The organism is Rubeoparvulum massiliense, from assembly GCF_001049895.1.
GTDB lineage: Bacteria > Bacillota > Bacilli > Rubeoparvulales > Rubeoparvulaceae > Rubeoparvulum > Rubeoparvulum massiliense.
This window is the reverse complement of record NZ_CVPE01000004.1, coordinates 332,331-352,907: the sequence shown is the minus strand read 5'-3', so window position 1 is coordinate 352,907 and position 20,577 is coordinate 332,331. Positions and strand designations below refer to the sequence as shown.

The window sequence follows — 20,577 nt, the reverse complement described above, 5'->3', positions numbered from 1 at the left end:
GAAGTATGTCGAATAAGGGCTGGAATGGGGTTGGAAATAAAAGAAACCTATGGTACCGTTGAAACGTAAGTAAGATTAGGAGGTGAGGTGATGGCTGAGACATTGGATCTTGAGAGAATATATCTGATTGTTTGGATAACTGGTCTCATTTTGACGCTGCTTTATGCATTATTTGGCGACTTTTTGGATGTTTTTTTCGAGTCCATTCCAGGTACATTACTACATCCTACGGTTATTTTAGGTAGTTTAACATCCTTCGCACTTTTCGGCTATATTTTCGAAAAAGTGACGCAATTATCTACATTGACGATTATCATACTATCTACCTTAATCTCCTTGATCGTTGTCTCACTAATCTATTTCCTTATTGTAAAGCCGTTGATGGATGGTGAGAGTACAGCTCATAGTATTGAAGATGTCATAGGTGCAGAAGGGCAGGTTGCCACCGCCATCCCAAAAAAGGGCCTGGGTGAGGTTATCTTGAATGTGAATCGCTCACTTACCAATCATCCAGCAAAGAGCGATACTCCGATCAGAGAGGGGACAAAAATTAGAGTGACCGGAAGGGAGGGTGCCATTCTGTTGGTAGAGCCTGTTCAGCAGGAGTTTCCCACCTTTGAAGAGCAGAAGCAGAATGATTCCCACTTCCACTCTTCGTGAGGAGATGAAATGAGGGATTGCTAGAAAGATAGGCATGCATAACGCTATGGAGATGAAAAAAATGGTGGAAGGAGTTGCTTATGGATACATCGATTTTGATTATTGGCGCTATAACCCTTGGTGTATTGGTCTTATTAATTCTTGTTTTTATTGCAAAGTATCGTACTGTCAGTCCTGATGAAGCACTGATTGTCACAGGTAGTTTATTGGGGAATGGTAAGAACGTCGTGCGGTCAGAAGATGGTAAAAAGGTGAAGATTATTCGTGGTGGAGGTACCTTTGTGGTCCCTGTTGTTCAACGAGCAGAGCTACTTAGCTTACTCAACCATAAGCTAGAGGTTGGAACACGGGATACCTATACTAAGCAAGGGGTACCAGTGACTGTGAATGGTGTTTCCATCATTAAAGTAGGGAGTACCATTGAAGAAGTCTCGACAGCTGCTGAACAGTATCTGGGCAAGACCTCAGAAGATTTAAAGATGGAAGCGAAGGAAGTCTTGGAAGGGCATCTACGTGCGATTCTTAGCTCATTAACCGTCGAAGAGATTTACAGTAATCGGGAGAAATTTGCTCAGAAGGTTCAAGAGGTGGCATCTACTGACTTGAGTAAGATGGGATTACGGATTGTCTCGTTTACCATTAAAGAAATTTCCGATAAGAATGGCTATCTGGATGCGCTCGGTCAGCCACAGATTGCAGCGGTAAAACGGGATGCTGCCATCGCCAGTGCAGAGGCAGATAAGGAAGCGCGGATTGGGCAAGCCAAGGCAGAGAAAGAGGCGAAGGAAGCCGAATTCGCAAGGGATGCGCAGATCGCTGAATCGGAGAAGGAGAAGGAATTAAAGGTTGCTGACTACCGTCGTGAACAGGATATTGCCAAGGCACAGGCGGACCAAGCATACAATCTTCAAGAAGCCATCACCAAGCAAAAGGTGAAGGAAGAAGAGATGAAGATTCAGATTATTGAGCGGGAGAAACAGATTGAACTGGAAGAGAAAGAGATTCAGCGTGTTGAGAAGCAGTATGATGCGGAGATGAAGAAGAAAGCGGACGCCGAGCGCTATTCAGTAGAGCAAGCAGCAGAAGCGGAGAAGGCTAAGCAGATGAAATTTGCTGAGGCAGAGAAGTTTAAGATTGAAGCGGAAGCGAAGGCACGTGCCGAACAGGTGCGCTTGGAAGGTTTAGCGAAGGCGGAGGCACAGCGGGCCATTGGGGAAGCAGAGGCGGATGTTATTCGTTTACAGGGTCTCGCAGAAGCAGAGGCAAAGCGGAAGATTGCCGAAGCCTTCCAGTTATATGGTCAAGCCGCTGTGATGGATATGATGTTCAAGATGCTGCCTGAATATGCGAAGGAAGTGGCCAGTCCCTTGGGTAATATCGATACTATCACGGTTGTGGATACAGGTGGTAGCAGTAAGAATGGTGGCGCTGGTCGCGTCGCTAGCTATGCCACAGATCTCATGGCAACCTTGCAAGAGACCTTAAAGGCATCATCAGGCATTGATGTGAAGGAGCTGTTAGAAGGATTTGCAGGCAAAATGAAGGAACCCGCTGCAACTCAGGATGTCACTCCCATGCAGGATCTAAAGTCTGTCCATGAGCATCAAGAAATGGAAGGGAAGAATCATGAGGTAGAAGGGAATACGCATGATTGAATTAGTAAGAGGATGTGTGGGTAATCACACATCCTCTTACTATTGATAGATATCAACTTGTGGAGGTCAAAAGTGTTTTCTTGTCGAATCAAGAGGTATAAGTTCTATGCCTCCTAGTAGAAGGCACTAGCTATCAATACTATGTGATTTTTTAATCTTACGAAAGGTAGTGTCATGATGAATTCTATTGCTCATATCCGTGAAAGGGACAATGAGATACAGACAGTTGAAGCTCATTTAATAGAAGTAAAAGAGCTGGCGGAGTCCATTGGAGAAAAAATTGGCGTTAAACATTTAACTGGTTTAGCAGGCATGCTACATGATTTTGGAAAATATACAGAAGAGTTTAGAGAATACATCATGGAAGCTGTAAGGAATCCAGATTCACCACCTAAGAGGGGGAGTGTTGATCACTCGACTGCAGGAGGTAAACTGTTGTATGACTTTTTTCATACAGGGGGGAACAATAATCCTTATAAAGGAATCCTAGCGGAGGTTGTTGGTAATGCGATCATATCTCATCATTCTTTTCTCCAAGATTTCCTCAATCCTGAGTTGCAATCAGATTACTTAAATAGAGTACGCGACAAGGGATTGCCTGAATTTGAGGTGTCAAAGAAACAATTCTTTAAAAAAGTTATAAACGAAACAGACTTCCATGATTATGTTGATAAGGCCGCTTATGAATTAGAACGCTTTTTACTTGAGAAAATAGAAGAAAGCAATCAAAAGAAACTCATGTTTTTATCAAAATTTATTTTTAGTACATTAATTGATGCGGATCGAACAAATACAAGACTATTTGAAGAAGATAAGAGTAATGAGCCATTAACTAATCATAAAGAGTTATTTCAAATTTATTATGAAAGACTCATGGATAAAATGAACTCCTTCAAAAAACAAAAAAATGCAAATACACCAATTAATCTGTTGAGAAGAGAGATGTCAGATCAATGTGAAAAATCTGCTGAGAAACCATCGGGCATCTATACATTATCGATTCCAACGGGTGGTGGTAAAACATTAGCAAGCCTAAGATATGCCCTAAGGCATGCGAAACTTTATCACAAACAACGGATTATCTATGTTGTTCCTTATACAACAATTATTGAACAAAATGCTGAAGAAGTACGCCAAATTTTAAAGGATAAAGCCAATATTTTGGAACATCATTGTAACGTAGTTGAGGATTCCAACGATAATGATGAGAGTCAAGATGGGCTGATCAGTGTACAACAAAAATTAAAATTGGCGAAAGATAACTGGGATTCACCGATTATATTTACAACGATGGTGCAGTTTTTAGATGTTTTTTATGCAAAAGGAAGTCGGAATATTAGAAGGCTTCATAATTTAAGTGAGTCAGTGATTATATTTGATGAAGTTCAAAAGGTTCCGGTATCCTGTGTATCACTATTTAATGACGCATTAAATTTTTTAAAAGCCTATTGTAATTCTAGTATTGTTCTCTGTACTGCAACGCAGCCGGCATTGGACTTTGTCGAAAATAAGTTAGATATAAATACTGATGCAGAGATGATTGATAACCTTCCTCAGGTTATTGAAGCTTTTAAGCGAGTGAATATCATTGACATAGCTAGTAATGGAACATTTAATACTGAGAAGCTAGCTGATTTTGTTAAATCAAAGATGGAAGAAGTTCAAAGCGTATTAATCATTTTAAATACAAAGTCAGTTGTTAGAAATTTATATAACCTACTAAAGGAGCAAGAAGAACAAATACCGATATTTCATTTAAGTACATCAATGTGTGCAGCACACAGAAATGAAACTTTATCTAAAGTAAGACAACAGCTTAATGAAGGAAACAAAATCATTTGTATTAGTACCCAATTAATTGAAGCAGGGGTAGATATAAGTTTTGATTGTGTTATTCGGTCTTTGGCCGGATTGGATTCCATTGCACAAGCAGCCGGCAGATGTAATCGACATGGAGAAAAGGGCATTCAAAATGTCTATATTATTGATCATGCAGAGGAGAACTTAGAACGTTTAAAGGAGATTAAGATCGGGAAACAGGTGTCAAGAAGAATACTATTAGATATTGCACGTGATAAAACAAAACATGGGGGTCAAATATTATCAAAACAAGCAATGGAGAGATATTTTCAGGAATACTATACGGAGTTTTCATCTGATTTAAATTATTTTATCCCAAAATTAAAAAAAGAAATGACAGAGTTATTAACTGCACCAAAGGGAAAAAGCAGCTATTACCATGCTAATAAGCAGAAGGTAGGAGAAGCGATACCATTATTTCTGATAAACAGTTACAAAACAGCAGCAGAAAATTTCCGTGTGATCGACAATATAACCATATCAGTAATTGTACCCTATAAGGAAGGTAAAAATATTATTGCAGAATTAAATAGTAATCGGACAATTGAAGATATGACTCTTTTATTGAAGCAAGCTCAACAGTATACCATTAATCTTTATGCTTATGAAAAAGACCAACTAGAGAAGAACGGTGGACTTGTTAGCTATTTAGATGGAAAAATTTTCATGCTTAAAGAAGGAGCCTATAATGAGGAATTTGGTCTCAATATCAATAACGATAGTCAACTAGGAACACTTATGTATTAAAAACCTATCTTTTTAAAGATAGGTTTTTAAATAATATAATATATTTTTCAATCCACGCTTTAAAAGCGACGATTAATTATATCATAACAATAATCAAATAATATAATTCATATAATATATGATTTATCATTGACAAGCTATTGGAAGAAAGATACTATTAAATTGTAAGAAAAATTAAAAAGAAAGGGGTGAAAATATGAGGAATGCAATTGAATTTGAGGTCTATGGTGATTATGCATTATTCACCGATCCCTTGACGAAAATGGGAGGAGAAAAGCTCTCATACCAAGTCCCTACATATCAAGCATTGAAGGGAATTGTGGAATCAATTTATTGGAAGCCAACGTTATTAATGATTATCGATGAAGTTCGAGTTATGAATTCAATTAAGATGGAGTCTAAAGGTATACGACCCATCGAATATGGCGGAGGGAATACGCTAGCGAATTACACTTATTTGAAAGATGTAAAGTATCAGGTAAAAGCACATTTTGTCTTTAACCTCAATCGAATAGATATGGAATTTGATCGAAATGAGAATAAACACTACAGCATTTTAAAACGTTCCCTCAATGCTGGTGGAAGGAGGGATGTTTTCTTAGGAGCTAGAGAATGTCAGGCTTATGTAGAACCATGTGTTTTTGGTGAAGGGGAAGGGTTCTATGACAATTATGGTGATATTCATCTCGGTACAATGATTCACGGTATAAACTATCCTGATGAGACAGGTAGAGACCAAATGGAGGTCCGTTTATGGAATCCGGTCATGAGAAATGGCATTATTCAATTTATTAGACCCGATGAGTGTACGCAAGTCCGAACTGTTAAAGAGATGGAATCGAAGCACTTTGATGATTCAAATGTTGTTTCAGCAGAGCACCTGTTATTCCAATTAGAACAGGAGGTGAATAAATGAGTTGGCTCCTACATTTATATGAAACGTATGAATCTAATTTGGATCGAGTCGGTGTAATTGAAAAAAAGTATAATGGTCAAGAATTTACACTCTTGCCCATATCTCATACTACTCAAAATGCTCATATTGAAGTTGAAGTAACAGAAGATGGTGAATTCCATTCAGCGACTGTCATTGATAAAAGTGATGCAAGTACGTTAATTCCATGCACAGAAGATTCAGCTAACCGTGCTGGATCTAAGATAGCTCCATATCCTCTTCATGATAAATTAAGTTATGTGGCTGGGGATTTTGTTTCATATGGTGGAAAAATAAAAAAGGAAGAACCCTATGCCTACTATATCAAACAATTAGAGGAATGGGCAAAATCACCATATGGTAACAATAAAGTAAAGAGTATTTATAAATATTTACGCAAAAAGCAACTAATACAAGATTTAGTTGATGCGAGGATATTATTTTCAGATGAGCAAGATCATTTAATTGAAACGTGGGATAAGAAGTATGAGTCTCTATATGGGGAAAAGCCACTGATTTTTTCGGTAGTTAGCGGCGCTCAAGAAAGTGCTTTTATTCGGTTTAATGTTTATTCACCAGATAAAATCTTGACGAAGGTATGGAAAGACTCTGAGATGTATGAATCCTTCATTCGATATTATCAGAATCTACTGAGCGACGATGAGCTTTGTTATGTAACAGGAAAGAGGTTACCAAGTACAGACAAACATGCAAACAAAATTAGAAATGCTGCAGATAAAGCGAAGTTGATTTCTGCTAATGATACAAGTGGGTTTACTTTCCGGGGACGCTTTAGTACAGGAAATGAGGTTGCGAGTATTAGTTATGATGTTTCCCAGAAAGCACATAATGCTTTAAAGTGGCTCATTAATCGTCAAGGGAAAATTATTGATCAGCGAGTCTTCCTTGTATGGGGTAACGATGATCTTAGTATTCCAGATCCTACTGAAGATACATTTTCATTAGATCTAACGCCAATGGTAAAGCGAGAAAGAATATCCTACACCAATCAGGAATTCGCAAATGAGGTTTCAAAGGCGTTGGATGGCTATAAAAATGATTTATCAACAAAATCCAGCGTTAATATTCTAATCCTTGATTCGGCTACGACTGGACGATTAGCAGTCCTTTATTATCGAAATATGAATAAGGAATTATACTTGGATCGGTTAAAAAAGTGGCACTCCACATGTGTATGGCTACATCGTTATCGAAAAGATGATCAAGGTGAATATGTTCAATTCTATGGTGCACCAGCGACAAAAGATATTGGTATTGCTGCATATGGCCCGAAAGCAAGTGATAAGGTAATTAAAGGCCTCATGGAACGATTGCTTCCTTGTATTGTCGATGAAAAAAGAATTCCTATCGATATTGTAAGAAGTGCCTTTCATCGGGCTTCAAATCCTGTATCGATGGAAAAATGGGAGTGGGAAAAGACACTAAGCATTACATGTGCATTGATCAATAAACAGGAGGGATACGATGTGGCATTAGATACAGAGAATAATGACCGTGATTATTTATTCGGTCGTTTATTAGCGATTGCAGATGTATTAGAGAGACGAGCGTTAGGTTCAGAGGAAACGCGAGCTACCAATGCGATTCGTTATATGAACTCTTTTTCTAGACATCCAGCAGGAACGTGGAAAACAATTCAAGAAAGCTTGCAACCTTATCAAGCTCGACTAGGTACAAAAGGCATATACCTATCTAATCTAATTGATGATGTGGCTTCTAGAATTCAGTTTGATGATTTTAATAATAAACCCCTATCAGGCAAATACTTACTTGGTTTTTATAGTCAACGTCATGAATTATATCAAAAAAAAGAAAAAAATGATGCGACAGTCAAAGCATCTAATTAAAGGGAGAGATGGACATGTCTATTCTAGATCACAAAATTGATTTTGCGGTTGTACTATCAGTAACTAAAGCAAATCCAAACGGAGATCCTTTAAATGGTAATCGGCCAAGACAGAATTATGATGGACATGGTGAAATTTCAGATGTAGCAATAAAGAGAAAGACTAGGAATCGTTTACAAGATATGGGTGAATCTGTTTTTGTACAAGCAAATGATAGAAAAGTTGATGAGTTTAATAGTTTAAGAGAACGCGCTGAAGCAAATCAAGCATTGGATAAAATATTAAAATCAAAAGATAGTTCAAATGATGATTTTGCAATGGTTGCTTGTAAGGAATGGATTGATGTTCGGAGTTTTGGACAAGTTTTTGCATTCAAAGGTACAGGAAAAGGTACAGGTGTTTCTGTTGGTGTGAGGGGGCCAGTCTCTATTCATACTGCAACCAGTGTTGATCCCATTGATATTACAAGTATGCAAATTACAAAGAGCGTTAATTCTGAGCCAGGAAAGGAAAAAGGTTCAGATACAATGGGTATGAAGCATCGTGTGGATTTTGGTGTTTATGTGTTTTATGGAAGTATTAATACTCAGTTAGCTGAAAAAACGGGATTTACAAATAAAGATGCAGAAAAAATTAAACAAGCCCTAGTTACATTGTTTGAAAATGATACATCAGCAGCACGTCCAGATGGTAGTATGGAGGTGCATAAGGTTTGTTGGTGGGAGCATAATTCCAAGTTAGGACAATACTCTTCTGCTAAAGTACATCGCTTACTAGAAATAAATAAAAAGGTTGAAGATCCAAAGACGATTAATGATTATGCATTCACGGTCAATGAATTAGAAGGGTTAAAGGTTGAAGTCATTGATGGCCGATAATGATGAAGATAATTACCTCATGTTATCTGGCATTCAGCATTTTCAATTTTGTCGCCGACAATGGGCTCTAATTCACATTGAGCAGCAGTGGGAAGAAAATGTTAGAACCATTGAAGGACAATATCTTCATCGAAAAGCTGATGAGCCATTTATCAGGGAGAAACGTGGAAATAAACTGATTGTACGAGCAATGCCTGTAAAGTCCAATGAGCTTAAGATAACAGGGGTTTGTGATGTAGTTGAGTTCATTACAGACTCAGAAGGTATTGAAATCGATGGTGTTGAAGGAACATATGTTGCTTATCCAATCGAATATAAACGTGGTAAACCAAAGACGCATGATGCGGATGTTTTGCAATTGACTGCACAAGCGATGTGTCTAGAAGAAATGTTATTATGCAATATCGAAATGGGCTACATGTTTTATGATGAAATACGACGACGAGTTGCAGTACCTATCACAAGAGAGAATAAAAATAAAGTAAAATTGATGTTTGCAGAAATGCATACTTATTATAAGCGTAAGTATACACCTAAGGTCAAGACAGGTTCTTTCTGTAAGAACTGCTCCCTGCAACATATCTGTCTACCCCAATTAATGAATAAACGTTCTGTAAAAAGTTATATCGAAGGGAAGATCAATGAATGAAAAAATTATTGAACACCTTATTTATAACACAACCAGACGTATATTTATCCTTAGACGGAGATAATATTGTTCTTCTTAAGGATCAAGAGAAATTGGGGAGACTACCTCTTCATAATTTAGAATCTATCGTATGTTTTGGATACACTGGTGCAAGTCCAGCCTTGATGGGGTATTGTGCTGATAGAAATATCTCATTAGTATTTTTAACAATGAATGGGAGATTCCTTGCGAGAGTGATTGGGAAAAGTAAGGGAAATGTTGTCCTAAGAAAGAAACAATATCTCATATCAGAAGATGAGACGATGTCAGCAAGAATTGCTCGTAACTTTATTATAGGAAAGATTTACAATCATAAATGGATGATTGAAAGAATGACAAGAGACTATCCATTACGAGTAGATGTCACTCAATTCAAAGAAGTCTCCCACCATTTATCATCGATTATTCATGAGGTTAGAAAATGTGAGGACTTAGAAAGTTTAAGAGGATGGGAAGGTCAAGCGGCATTAAGCTACAATAAACTGTTTAATCAAATGATACTCCAACAGAAAGAAGATTTTTATTTTGACAATCGTTCACGAAGACCTCCACTAGATAATGCAAATGCAATGCTCTCATTTGCATACACATTACTAGCAAATGATATGACATCTGCATTAGAAGGCGTCGGACTTGATGCATATGTTGGATTTTTGCATCGGGATAGACCGGGAAGAGTATCGTTAGCTCTAGATGTGATGGAGGAATTGCGAGGCGTTTTTGCAGATAGGTTTGTCTTATCATTAATTAATAAAAGAGTGGTTAATCGAGAAGATTTTTTAAAGAAAGAAAGTGGAGCAGTCATCATGACAGATGAAGCCCGAAAGAAGTTTTTAACGGCGTGGCAAAACAAAAAGCAAGAAAAGATAACACATCCATATCTAGGTGAAAAAGTTTCTTGGGGATTAGTACCACATGCACAAGCATTATTACTAGCTCGTTATTTACGTAATGATCTTGATGAGTATCCACCATTAATGTGGAAGTAGGTGTAACATGTGCTGGTATTAATTACGTATGATGTAAGTACTGTAAGTGGTGCAGGGCAGAAAAGATTACGTAGGGTAGCAAAAGTATGTCAAAACTACGGACAACGTGTTCAAAACTCTGTATTTGAATGTATAGTAGATGCAACTCAATTTGCGACACTAAAAATTGAACTGGCAAATATTATTGATGAAGAGCAGGATAGCCTTAGGTTTTATCAGTTGGGTAATAATTATAAGACTAAAGTAGAACATCTTGGTGTGAAAGAATCGATCGATTTAGAAGGTCCCTTAATTCTTTAGTGCGAATGTATAGTGCGCATAAAAAGCATGACACATTCGCACCAAAATTAGCACATGATATCACCAAAAATGTAAAATAATGTTATTGGATCTTTATTCTTATAAAGGAAATGATGTTTTTGGGTTAAAAAAATAAAGCTTTCAGATGATTTTTGCCTAAAATCGCTGTCGCACCCTTCATGGGTGCGTGGATTGAAATCAGTGGGTGGAATCTCCATAGACTCTCCTTGAGACGTCGCACCCTTCATGGGTGCGTGGATTGAAATAACTCTCCTAAGTCCTGAACATCTACCACTGTATTGTCGCACCCTTCATGGGTGCGTGGATTGAAATTATACAGACACGTTGCTCTATATCCTCAAGCACGTCGCACCCTTCATGGGTGCGTGGATTGAAATTTTGGCATGGCGAATTGCATCTCACGCTTGAAGTCGTCGCACCCTTCATGGGTGCGTGGATTGAAATATGCTGCCATATACACTGCTTACGTTATGTTGGGGTCGCACCCTTCATGGGTGCGTGGATTGAAATGCCGGATTGGAGTCTGGCAGATTTTGCCGAGTATAGTCGCACCCTTCATGGGTGCGTGGATTGAAATCTCTCTATATTTTATTTTTTGTTAATGTATTCTATGTCGCACCCTTCATGGGTGCGTGGATTGAAATTGTATGCAAAATCTATAATGCTATCACTTATTGCGTCGCACCCTTCATGGGTGCGTGGATTGAAATATCTCAAACACTGCACTTGTTTCTTTGTACTTTTGTCGCACCCTTCATGGGTGCGTGGATTGAAATTTTTGTTTCCTTTTTTTTTGGTGCAATCTGCTCTCGTCGCACCCTTCATGGGTGCGTGGATTGAAATTTTTTTAGATCGTCATAGGGGAGACAGTGGTACGTCGCACCCTTCATGGGTGCGTGGATTGAAATCAAACTTATCTGTTAGTTCTTTAACGTCAATATTGTCGCACCCTTCATGGGTGCGTGGATTGAAATATCTAAAACCAGTATGAGTAGGATTGGAAGAAATGTCGCACCCTTCATGGGTGCGTGGATTGAAATAGTATATGAAATACGAATCTCCATTCGATAACCAGTCGCACCCTTCATGGGTGCGTGGATTGAAATCCTCCTTCCCATGATGAGTTATCAAGTTTATCCAGTCGCACCCTTCATGGGTGCGTGGATTGAAATATGATGGAATGTTGTATATTGCCGAAGCACCTCGTCGCACCCTTCATGGGTGCGTGGATTGAAATTTTCGTAAGGTGACATATGATTTACCTCCTATCGTCGCACCCTTCATGGGTGCGTGGATTGAAATAAGTAGAGCTCCATTTGCCCCATGTGGTGGATGTGTCGCACCCTTCATGGGTGCGTGGATTGAAATAAAAACACTAATGCTTTTAATTCCGCCAGCTGGATTGTCGCACCCTTCATGGGTGCGTGGATTGAAATATACTAGAAGAAGGTGAGTAAAAATATGGACCGGTCGCACCCTTCATGGGTGCGTGGATTGAAATGGGTCGATTATGTCATACCTGTAATACCATTTTGCGTCGCACCCTTCATGGGTGCGTGGATTGAAATCAGTCACAGGTGGACCTGATATTATCGAAAAGACGTCGCACCCTTCATGGGTGCGTGGATTGAAATACTCAATGCGACAACAGTAAAACTCCTAAGGTAGTGTCGCACCCTTCATGGGTGCGTGGATTGAAATAATGCCATCGGTATCTTGTAGCACCGTCATACAGTCGCACCCTTCATGGGTGCGTGGATTGAAATACAGGCAATGTGCATGGTTTTCATGATTTATCACCGTCGCACCCTTCATGGGTGCGTGGATTGAAATAGTCTTTTTGATGAAGAGCACTACAGTTGTGATAGTCGCACCCTTCATGGGTGCGTGGATTGAAATTTAGCATTTTTTTTGTATCGCTTATTGTCGCTGGTGTCGCACCCTTCATGGGTGCGTGGATTGAAATAATTAATCGAGTAAATTTAAAACCTAATCGACGATGTCGCACCCTTCATGGGTGCGTGGATTGAAATCTCCGGAATGGACACAAACCGATCTCCTTCTCTCGTCGCACCCTTCATGGGTGCGTGGATTGAAATCTTCATCAGCTTGCGTCATAGCAACTGACTTAACGTCGCACCCTTCATGGGTGCGTGGATTGAAATCATCCAAAAATGGATAGGTTACTTGGCATAACCTGTCGCACCCTTCATGGGTGCGTGGATTGAAATAACTTCCCCAAGCTTACCTTGAACAAAAGGAACACGTCGCACCCTTCATGGGTGCGTGGATTGAAATTCTCAAAGAAAACTCAGGAGCGTTTATTGCATCCGTCGCACCCTTCATGGGTGCGTGGATTGAAATATCTAGGCGAGCAGTTAGGTTTTACCTGGGAACAGTCGCACCCTTCATGGGTGCGTGGATTGAAATATTGGCTTACCTCCTTGGGGTTGTCCTAAAACTTGTCGCACCCTTCATGGGTGCGTGGATTGAAATAAGAAATACGAAGTGATACAGCTAACCAATGCAAGTCGCACCCTTCATGGGTGCGTGGATTGAAATCCTATTACAAACGAATTGCTGAAAGATAGCGATCAAGTCGCACCCTTCATGGGTGCGTGGATTGAAATGTGAATTAAACAAGGAGTTAAACAAAATTATGCGGTCGCACCCTTCATGGGTGCGTGGATTGAAATTCCACTCTTGATGAGCCAACTAAACTTCTGCAAGCGTCGCACCCTTCATGGGTGCGTGGATTGAAATTAAATCTGCGATAGCGTGACTTTAATGGAATAATCGTCGCACCCTTCATGGGTGCGTGGATTGAAATAACATCAGCTAGATTAGTTTGATTACCCTCTTCCAGTCGCACCCTTCATGGGTGCGTGGATTGAAATAGAAAAAGAAGTGACTTTATACAGTTCCATCGCCGTCGCACCCTTCATGGGTGCGTGGATTGAAATATCAAACTCATTTAGATTACCCCTCCAGTTGTACGTCGCACCCTTCATGGGTGCGTGGATTGAAATAGAAAAAGAAGTGACTTTATACAGTTCCATCGCCGTCGCACCCTTCATGGGTGCGTGGATTGAAATCAATAGTTCCTTATTAACTCGCATACTCATGTTGTCGCACCCTTCATGGGTGCGTGGATTGAAATCTAGAAGAAACGAAGAAGGTTTATCAATATTGCCGTCGCACCCTTCATGGGTGCGTGGATTGAAATTATCAATATCTAATGAATACCATAAAGATTTCTAGTCGCACCCTTCATGGGTGCGTGGATTGAAATCATATGCACGTAACCAAACTGCATTTACTGCCTCGTCGCACCCTTCATGGGTGCGTGGATTGAAATAACAAAAATCAAAGACACTTATTATGATAAACTTGTCGCACCCTTCATGGGTGCGTGGATTGAAATTCCGCGTGCTCTAATGCGCACCTCATTCCCCTTTTGTCGCACCCTTCATGGGTGCGTGGATTGAAATTCCGCGTGCTCTAATGCGCACCTCATTCCCCTTTTGTCGCACCCTTCATGGGTGCGTGGATTGAAATTACCACATACTTGAACGATAGGTTCCGCTGGATTGTCGCACCCTTCATGGGTGCGTGGATTGAAATAAAAAAGGCAGGTTTATGGAATCGATAACTTTTACGTCGCACCCTTCATGGGTGCGTGGATTGAAATTGCTAAACAATCTCCTAAAGGTACTTTTGTATAAGTCGCACCCTTCATGGGTGCGTGGATTGAAATCAGAGAGATATACCTAATCCAATTAATAATACGGTGTCGCACCCTTCATGGGTGCGTGGATTGAAATTTAAACCAGTCAAAACTATATAAGTAAAATTCTTTGTCGCACCCTTCATGGGTGCGTGGATTGAAATAAAAAAGGCAGGTTTATGGAATCGATAACTTTTAGTCGCACCCTTCATGGGTGCGTGGATTGAAATAAAAAAGGCAGGTTTATGGAATCGATAACTTTTAGTCGCACCCTTCATGGGTGCGTGGATTGAAATAACTAAGCAATATTATACCTATGCAATCAGTTGAGTCGCACCCTTCATGGGTGCGTGGATTGAAATTATGTTATCCCCTTTACAAAATGTAATATGTAGGTCGCACCCTTCATGGGTGCGTGGATTGAAATCAAGGAAAATGACATGATGTATCGCGCAGAATATGGTCGCACCCTTCATGGGTGCGTGGATTGAAATACCATCACTTGCAATATTCCTTCATCACGTTTTAGTCGCACCCTTCATGGGTGCGTGGATTGAAATTCGGAAGTTGGACGTGTACCAAGATTTGATGATGTCGCACCCTTCATGGGTGCGTGGATTGAAATAGGTCAAATATAATAATCGACAAGTCACCTGGGTGTCGCACCCTTCATGGGTGCGTGGATTGAAATAGCTACCCCATGATTCAACCTATATTCAATTATGTCGCACCCTTCATGGGTGCGTGGATTGAAATTTTGCACCCAGTGTGCTAATTATCTGTTTTACTGTCGCACCCTTCATGGGTGCGTGGATTGAAATGCATTTTTTGGCGCGTACAGTAGCAAGTACAGCAAAGTCGCACCCTTCATGGGTGCGTGGATTGAAATCCTGCAATACTAAAATCTTGGCAAGGTGACCCGTGGTCGCACCCTTCATGGGTGCGTGGATTGAAATCGATCATTGGCGGTGTATCTTGTGGCAACGGCTGGTCGCACCCTTCATGGGTGCGTGGATTGAAATCTGCCCCTGTGGTGATGGTGTGTATCGTACTGCCCGTCGCACCCTTCATGGGTGCGTGGATTGAAATTCCAGGGATGAAGTTTTCAAAGGTGGAATTCCGTGTCGCACCCTTCATGGGTGCGTGGATTGAAATTACTGCTAGTCTTTGTGTTTCTTCTAGTTTTTCAAGTCGCACCCTTCATAGGTGCGTGGATTGAAATGTATTCTCCTTTTGCTATCATAGATAGTGAAAAAGTCGCACCCTTCATGGGTGCGTGGATTGAAATCTTTATACGCTTTCTTCATTTCAAATACTGCACGTCGCACCCTTCATGGGTGCGTGGATTGAAATCGCATATGGAGATAACCCTAATTGTCGCGCTTGTGTCGCACCCTTCATGGGTGCGTGGATTGAAATAGTAAAGTATGGGGCAAATGCTAATCGGAAAGCCGTCGCACCCTTCATGGGTGCGTGGATTGAAATTCCCATGATTGAACCTCCTAGTAATTATCCCACGTCGCACCCTTCATGGGTGCGTGGATTGAAATTTGATGATCGCAGTACTCCTCGCCTAGAGGATAAGTCGCACCCTTCATGGGTGCGTGGATTGAAATAATCATCTGAGCGCCAATGGATGCTTACTGGTGAAGTCGCACCCTTCATGGGTGCGTGGATTGAAATCCATTTGCCGAGTACGACATTGCGATGGGTATTGACGTCGCACCCTTCATGGGTGCGTGGATTGAAATTATCAAAGATTTGCAAACAACAATGGCATTGTAGACGTCGCACCCTTCATGGGTGCGTGGATTGAAATCGCCAATGGTTGACTCAAACGTGATTTTGTCGACGTCGCACCCTTCATGGGTGCGTGGATTGAAATTACGTAGACCGAGTCACTATCGACTCCCTGCTCCACGTCGCACCCTTCATGGGTGCGTGGATTGAAATCCAATTACCCGTGAATACTCCTGCAATAAAATCGTCGCACCCTTCATGGGTGCGTGGATTGAAATCTTTCGCCGAATATGACCTCGACAAGATTCCAAAGTCGCACCCTTCATGGGTGCGTGGATTGAAATGCATTCGATACAGAAAAGGTGTAAAGCGATCTATGTCGCACCCTTCATGGGTGCGTGGATTGAAATAAAACAAGCGTTGCGGCTAACCTAGCCATAGAAACCGTCGCACCCTTCATGGGTGCGTGGATTGAAATTCCCGGTGCGGTGGTGTCTGGAATTGGTATGGTTACGTCGCACCCTTCATGGGTGCGTGGATTGAAATCAATCCGAGTAATGTATCAAGAGATGTATTAAAGGTCGCACCCTTCATGGGTGCGTGGATTGAAATTATCAATGTATTTTGTTCCATCCACAGTGGCCAGCGTCGCACCCTTCATGGGTGCGTGGATTGAAATTCTCAGATGGGGTAATTATGTATGCGGTAGTTGAGGTCGCACCCTTCATGGGTGCGTGGATTGAAATCAGAAGGAACCAATACATGCGATCTCTAGTAGATGTCGCACCCTTCATGGGTGCGTGGATTGAAATTGCTAGTAAGTCATCTACACAGAGGACATCCCCTTGTCGCACCCTTCATAGGTGCGTGGATCGAAATGGTGCTATTGATTCCAAAGGGGATATCCCTTGTTGTTTAACACTACGATTTAGAAGTAACTTTACTTTTTTTGAAATGCGAGACTAAGTAAAACTATCTATAACAGAATAACTTCAATAAAATAGGAGCCATGTAAGTAGGATGGCTTCTTTTACTCATTAGTTTAAAAAATGTTTGTTTATCTGTCCATTAATTAATACGCATATTTGAGAGGTTCTCTATTCTCCCCGTTTCCGCCGTTCGGTAATGGTCTCACCGCCGATTCCCCAGTTATCCGTTTCCACTTCATCGATGACCACAACGGTGGTTTTGGGGTTCTTTCCTAAGACGTTTTGCAGAAGCTCCGTGGCTCCTTTGATTAAGGCTTGTTTCTGTTCTGTTGTCACTACTTTGCCTTGCTCTTTTGTGATTTTAATATTAATATACGGCATCTTCAGGATCATCCTTCCTTAGATTGATTTGGTGAGTTAATTCGAGATGATGCAGCTGTCTCTGGCGCCATTGAGCGATGAGTAAGAGAACTAGCCCCAATCCAAGCCCACATGCAGCGAGGATAAGGGAGGATGTATAGGAACCAGATTGAGTGATGAAGAGACCTGCAATAGCAGGCCCTAGTAGTTGACCGACGCCATAAAAAGCAGTGAAATAACCGATGATCTGATTGCTTTTACCTGGAGCAATGCTTCGAGCCTCTGCCATACTTAGCGTGGTTATCCCCATGAAGGTGGCACCAAAGAGCGCACTCCCGAGGAGAATACCCGTGGCATTGACCGCTAGGATGGGAAGAAGTACACCGATGATCTGTAGTAAATAAGCAGCGACTAAGGCTTTAAGGTTGCCCCAATGTTTTGCCACCAAAGCCCAAAGATAACAAGAAGGAATGGCAGCTAGTCCCACCAATGCCCAGCTAAAGGCTGGATTAAAGGAGAGGGTGGGAATGGTTTGGATCAAGGCGACGAGGAAGGTACCGCTGATGATATAGCCGAACCCTTCCAATCCGTAAGCAAGCAGGAGCCATGGAAGTAGCCACCGTTTAGATTTATGGGCGTTAGCTTGCAATGGTGGGATTGGTGAGGTTGATTTGTTGTTTGCATCTGGTACGACTCGAAGCCAGTAAAAAACAAGGCTGCTTGTTATGAATGAGATGATTCCGAAGCCAATCCAAGTTCCTGACCAGAAAAAACGTACTTGAAGAACTGGAACGAGTAGCCCTGTGATCAAGATCCCCAAACCAGTACCACCGTAAAAGAGCCCAGACCAAGTAGTACGACCTATGTCCACAAGATGATCGAGGACCATGCTTGAGGCCAAGACAAAGACCAATCCACTGGTGAGTCCTGCAAGAAAGCGTATAGCGAACCAGATCCAGTATTCTTCTACACAACCCATGACGAAAGTGCTTAATATATTTAGCACGAGATAGAGTCGTAGGGTGGGTAAACGGTGAGCCGGTGCGATCCATCCTGCAGCAAGAGCACCTAGCAAGTAACCAAGATAGTTGCTAGATGCGAGGAAGCCGGCCATGGCATCGGTTAGTCCACTGCTCTCTTGCATCAAGGGAAGTAATGGGGTATAAGCGAAACGGCTGATCCCCATGACAATGGCTAGTACTATGACTCCACCTAAAACCACTTGCCAAGTTGAAGGCTTTTGAATGAGCGCACCCCCTAAACGAACAAAATTGAAAATATTGCTTATTTTCATTCTATAACATGATAAGATATTGTGTACAATGAGATTACTCAATATTTGGTATTCGTGCTATTGATAGCTAAAGCGGGAATCGATTGAGGAAGAAAGCGCATGGAGGGGAAACAAGATGGATATGGAAGATTTAAAAGCCTTCAAGATGGTTGCTCAATATGGGAGTATCTCTAAGGCGGCAACCATCCTCAATTTTGCCCAGTCCAGTGTTACTCTAAAAATTCAACGGCTCGAAGCCCATTTTCAGACACCTTTGTTTTATCGTCAGCGCCACGGCATGCTTTTAACACCAGCGGGGAATACGCTGCTACAATATGTGGACCAAATCTTGCATGCGCTTATGGAAGCAGAGCAGCAGCTTATCTACGCTACTACACCTAAGGGACCACTCTCCATCGGTTCCATGGAAACAACTGCTGCTATTCGTCTTCCCATCCCTTTATATCATTTCCATGAGCAGTATCCTGAAGTGGATTTTGCACTTAAAACAGGACCTACCGATGAGTTGGTGCAGATGGTTTTAAACTATGAAATTGATGGAGCTTTTGTAGCAGGCCCCATTGCTCACGATGAGCTACGGCAGGAGGCTATCTTTGCGGAAGAGTTAGCTCTTGTCGGCAAACGGACGCTTTTTCCCGATGAGAAGGATCCTTCATTCTATCGTTGGAACATCCTTGTGTTTAAGCAAGGCTGCTCTTATCGCAAGAGGCTGGAGGATTGGCTAGATCATGAAAAAATGATACCGCACAAAGTCATGGAGTTCGGCTCCTTGGAAGCGATGATGGGTTGTTTAAATGCGGGTCTGGGTTTCTCATTATTACCGAAGTCGGTGCTCGAACCGATGAATTTGGATGACTTGCATTACACCTCCATCCCCGAAGAATATCGCCATGTGACCACCTATTTTATCAAAAGAAAAGAGACCAAAATAACAGCAGCCTTGGAAAAATTTTTAGAGGTAGTGAAGACTTCCCGTGGCTAGAGCTTTACTACTTTCTTATACGCTTTTTGATCTAAGAGATTGGTACCAAGTACACCGAGAATAATCATGACTGCGCCGATGAGATGATAATAACTTAGGGTTTCATCTAAGAAGATCACCCCAGCCACCATGGAGAGCAAGGTGGCTAAGTTCCCAAAGACACTCATCTTCGTAGCCTCAATTTTCGAAAGGGCATAGGTTGCTAACAATGCGGTAACAAGGGATGAGAGGATCCCGAGATAGAGGATGGAGATCAAAAAGATTGGACTCGTTAATGGCTGAAAATAGAGCTGTATACTGCCATTCATCACATGCTGTACGATGGAGATGCCATTAAAGACCAGAAAGCCGATGGTAATCATTACATAGGTGAGTTCCATGACGTGGAACTGTTTGGTTAACGGACGAGCAAGCACATTATAGCCTGAGATGGCGAGGGCAGATAAGAGAATCAAGATGGGTCCTAGTAAGCTTACAGATTGAAATGAGGCCCCCTTCATAATGATGATCAAGATAACCCCACCCACAGATAAAAGGACGGATAATTTTTGCCAATAGGTGGATTTCTCCTGTAAGAAATAAGTGGCGAGGATCATGGTAAAGATAGGTGCCATGGCTTGAATAATCCCTGCCTCTGAAGATGTGGTATAGAGCAGACCATAAGCCTGCAAAGCAAAGAAGAGCGCAGGATAGAGCAAGGCCAAGGGCAAGATCCTCCGCAGATCTTTCATGGATATCTTGATTTTGATCCAACCGAAGAGGACAGGAATAGTAGCAGCGATGAAGGAAGCTGTGAAGCGATGAGCTAATGTATCTAGCGGATTAGAGACGGTTAGGGCTAATTTGACAAAGAGAAACGAGAATCCGATAATCAAGGCATTCATGAGGGCAGCAAGATAGGCTTGTTTCTTATCTTTTCTATTCAATCCAATTCAACTCCACCGG

The 20,577-nt window shown here is 41.3% G+C and carries 13 protein-coding genes and 1 CRISPR repeat array; of the genes, 10 read left to right on the top strand and 3 right to left on the bottom strand.

The window, feature by feature from the left end; translation table 11 throughout:
• The first annotated feature begins 90 nt into the window (after positions 1 to 90).
• The 9 genes from BN1691_RS04265 (at position 91) to cas2 (ending at position 10,579) form a co-directional block, all read left to right on the top strand.
• A complete protein-coding gene (locus tag BN1691_RS04265; RefSeq protein ID WP_048600975.1) occupies positions 91 to 660 on the top strand; it encodes an NfeD family protein in 570 nt (189 codons plus the stop codon).
• 80 nt (positions 661 to 740) lie between these two features.
• Positions 741 to 2,315, top strand: a complete 1,575-nt coding sequence (locus BN1691_RS04260; RefSeq protein WP_048600974.1) for a flotillin family protein — start codon at positions 741 to 743, stop codon at positions 2,313 to 2,315.
• A 177-nt stretch (positions 2,316 to 2,492) separates the two neighbouring features.
• Positions 2,493 to 4,922, top strand: coding sequence for a CRISPR-associated helicase/endonuclease Cas3 (locus BN1691_RS04255; RefSeq protein WP_048600973.1), 2,430 nt, complete (start codon positions 2,493 to 2,495; stop codon positions 4,920 to 4,922).
• A 196-nt stretch (positions 4,923 to 5,118) separates the two neighbouring features.
• On the top strand, positions 5,119 to 5,838 hold the full coding sequence (gene cas5c, locus BN1691_RS04250) for a type I-C CRISPR-associated protein Cas5c (protein WP_048600972.1): 720 nt from the start codon (positions 5,119 to 5,121) through the stop codon (positions 5,836 to 5,838).
• Positions 5,835 to 7,724: a type I-C CRISPR-associated protein Cas8c/Csd1 gene (gene cas8c / locus BN1691_RS04245; RefSeq protein ID WP_048600971.1), complete on the top strand. Its 1,890-nt coding sequence runs from the start codon at positions 5,835 to 5,837 to the stop codon at positions 7,722 to 7,724. The genes cas5c and cas8c overlap by 4 nt, the downstream gene beginning before the upstream one ends.
• A 14-nt stretch (positions 7,725 to 7,738) precedes the next feature.
• Positions 7,739 to 8,602 carry a type I-C CRISPR-associated protein Cas7/Csd2 gene (cas7c, locus tag BN1691_RS04240; protein WP_048600970.1) on the top strand — a complete coding sequence of 288 codons (864 nt, stop codon included), beginning with the start codon at positions 7,739 to 7,741 and terminating at the stop codon, positions 8,600 to 8,602.
• The gene (gene cas4 / locus BN1691_RS04235; protein WP_048600969.1) at positions 8,592 to 9,251 is read left to right on the top strand and encodes a CRISPR-associated protein Cas4; all 660 of its coding nucleotides are present in this window, start codon (positions 8,592 to 8,594) and stop codon (positions 9,249 to 9,251) included. The genes cas7c and cas4 overlap by 11 nt, the downstream gene beginning before the upstream one ends.
• Entirely contained in the window at positions 9,248 to 10,279 is a 1,032-nt protein-coding gene (gene cas1c, locus BN1691_RS04230; protein ID WP_048600968.1) for a type I-C CRISPR-associated endonuclease Cas1c, read from the top strand. The genes cas4 and cas1c overlap by 4 nt, the downstream gene beginning before the upstream one ends.
• A gap of 9 nt (positions 10,280 to 10,288) precedes the next feature.
• Positions 10,289 to 10,579, top strand: coding sequence for a CRISPR-associated endonuclease Cas2 (gene cas2, locus BN1691_RS04225; protein ID WP_048600967.1), 291 nt, complete (start codon positions 10,289 to 10,291; stop codon positions 10,577 to 10,579).
• A gap of 167 nt (positions 10,580 to 10,746) precedes the next feature.
• A CRISPR array of direct repeats spans positions 10,747 to 16,946; the repeat unit is 32 nt; unit sequence GTCGCACCCTTCATGGGTGCGTGGATTGAAAT.
• A gap of 218 nt (positions 16,947 to 17,164) precedes the next feature.
• On the opposite strand, the gene BN1691_RS04220 is transcribed toward cas2, so the two are convergent.
• On the bottom strand, positions 17,165 to 17,377 hold the full coding sequence (locus BN1691_RS04220; protein WP_048600966.1) for a tautomerase family protein: 213 nt from the start codon (positions 17,375 to 17,377) through the stop codon (positions 17,165 to 17,167).
• Positions 17,364 to 18,650: a YbfB/YjiJ family MFS transporter gene (locus BN1691_RS04215; protein ID WP_082146996.1), complete on the bottom strand. Its 1,287-nt coding sequence runs from the start codon at positions 18,648 to 18,650 to the stop codon at positions 17,364 to 17,366. The genes BN1691_RS04220 and BN1691_RS04215 overlap by 14 nt, the downstream gene beginning before the upstream one ends.
• A 115-nt stretch (positions 18,651 to 18,765) precedes the next feature.
• Between BN1691_RS04215 and BN1691_RS04210 the strand changes: the two genes are divergently transcribed.
• Positions 18,766 to 19,632 (top strand): LysR family transcriptional regulator, encoded by an 867-nt coding sequence (locus tag BN1691_RS04210; protein WP_048600964.1) that lies wholly within the window; start codon positions 18,766 to 18,768, stop codon positions 19,630 to 19,632.
• Here BN1691_RS04210 and BN1691_RS04205 read toward each other — a convergent pair.
• Positions 19,629 to 20,558 carry a DMT family transporter gene (locus BN1691_RS04205; RefSeq protein WP_261795536.1) on the bottom strand — a complete coding sequence of 310 codons (930 nt, stop codon included), beginning with the start codon at positions 20,556 to 20,558 and terminating at the stop codon, positions 19,629 to 19,631. The genes BN1691_RS04210 and BN1691_RS04205 overlap by 4 nt on opposite strands.
• Positions 20,559 to 20,577 lie beyond the last annotated feature (19 nt).

Bases quoted from the DNA above. Each gene is read 5' to 3' on its own strand.
- BN1691_RS04265 (WP_048600975.1), top strand. From the start codon at position 91: ATGGCTGAGACATTGGATCTTGAGAGAATATATCTGATTGTTTGGATA.
- BN1691_RS04260 (WP_048600974.1), top strand. From the start codon at position 741: ATGGATACATCGATTTTGATTATTGGCGCTATAACCCTTGGTGTATTG.
- BN1691_RS04255 (WP_048600973.1), top strand. From the start codon at position 2,493: ATGAATTCTATTGCTCATATCCGTGAAAGGGACAATGAGATACAGACA.
- cas5c (WP_048600972.1), top strand. From the start codon at position 5,119: ATGAGGAATGCAATTGAATTTGAGGTCTATGGTGATTATGCATTATTC.
- cas8c (WP_048600971.1), top strand. From the start codon at position 5,835: ATGAGTTGGCTCCTACATTTATATGAAACGTATGAATCTAATTTGGAT.
- cas7c (WP_048600970.1), top strand. From the start codon at position 7,739: ATGTCTATTCTAGATCACAAAATTGATTTTGCGGTTGTACTATCAGTA.
- cas4 (WP_048600969.1), top strand. From the start codon at position 8,592: ATGGCCGATAATGATGAAGATAATTACCTCATGTTATCTGGCATTCAG.
- cas1c (WP_048600968.1), top strand. From the start codon at position 9,248: ATGAAAAAATTATTGAACACCTTATTTATAACACAACCAGACGTATAT.
- BN1691_RS04220 (WP_048600966.1), bottom strand. From the start codon at position 17,377: ATGCCGTATATTAATATTAAAATCACAAAAGAGCAAGGCAAAGTAGTG.
- BN1691_RS04215 (WP_082146996.1), bottom strand. From the start codon at position 18,650: ATGAAAATAAGCAATATTTTCAATTTTGTTCGTTTAGGGGGTGCGCTC.
- BN1691_RS04210 (WP_048600964.1), top strand. From the start codon at position 18,766: ATGGATATGGAAGATTTAAAAGCCTTCAAGATGGTTGCTCAATATGGG.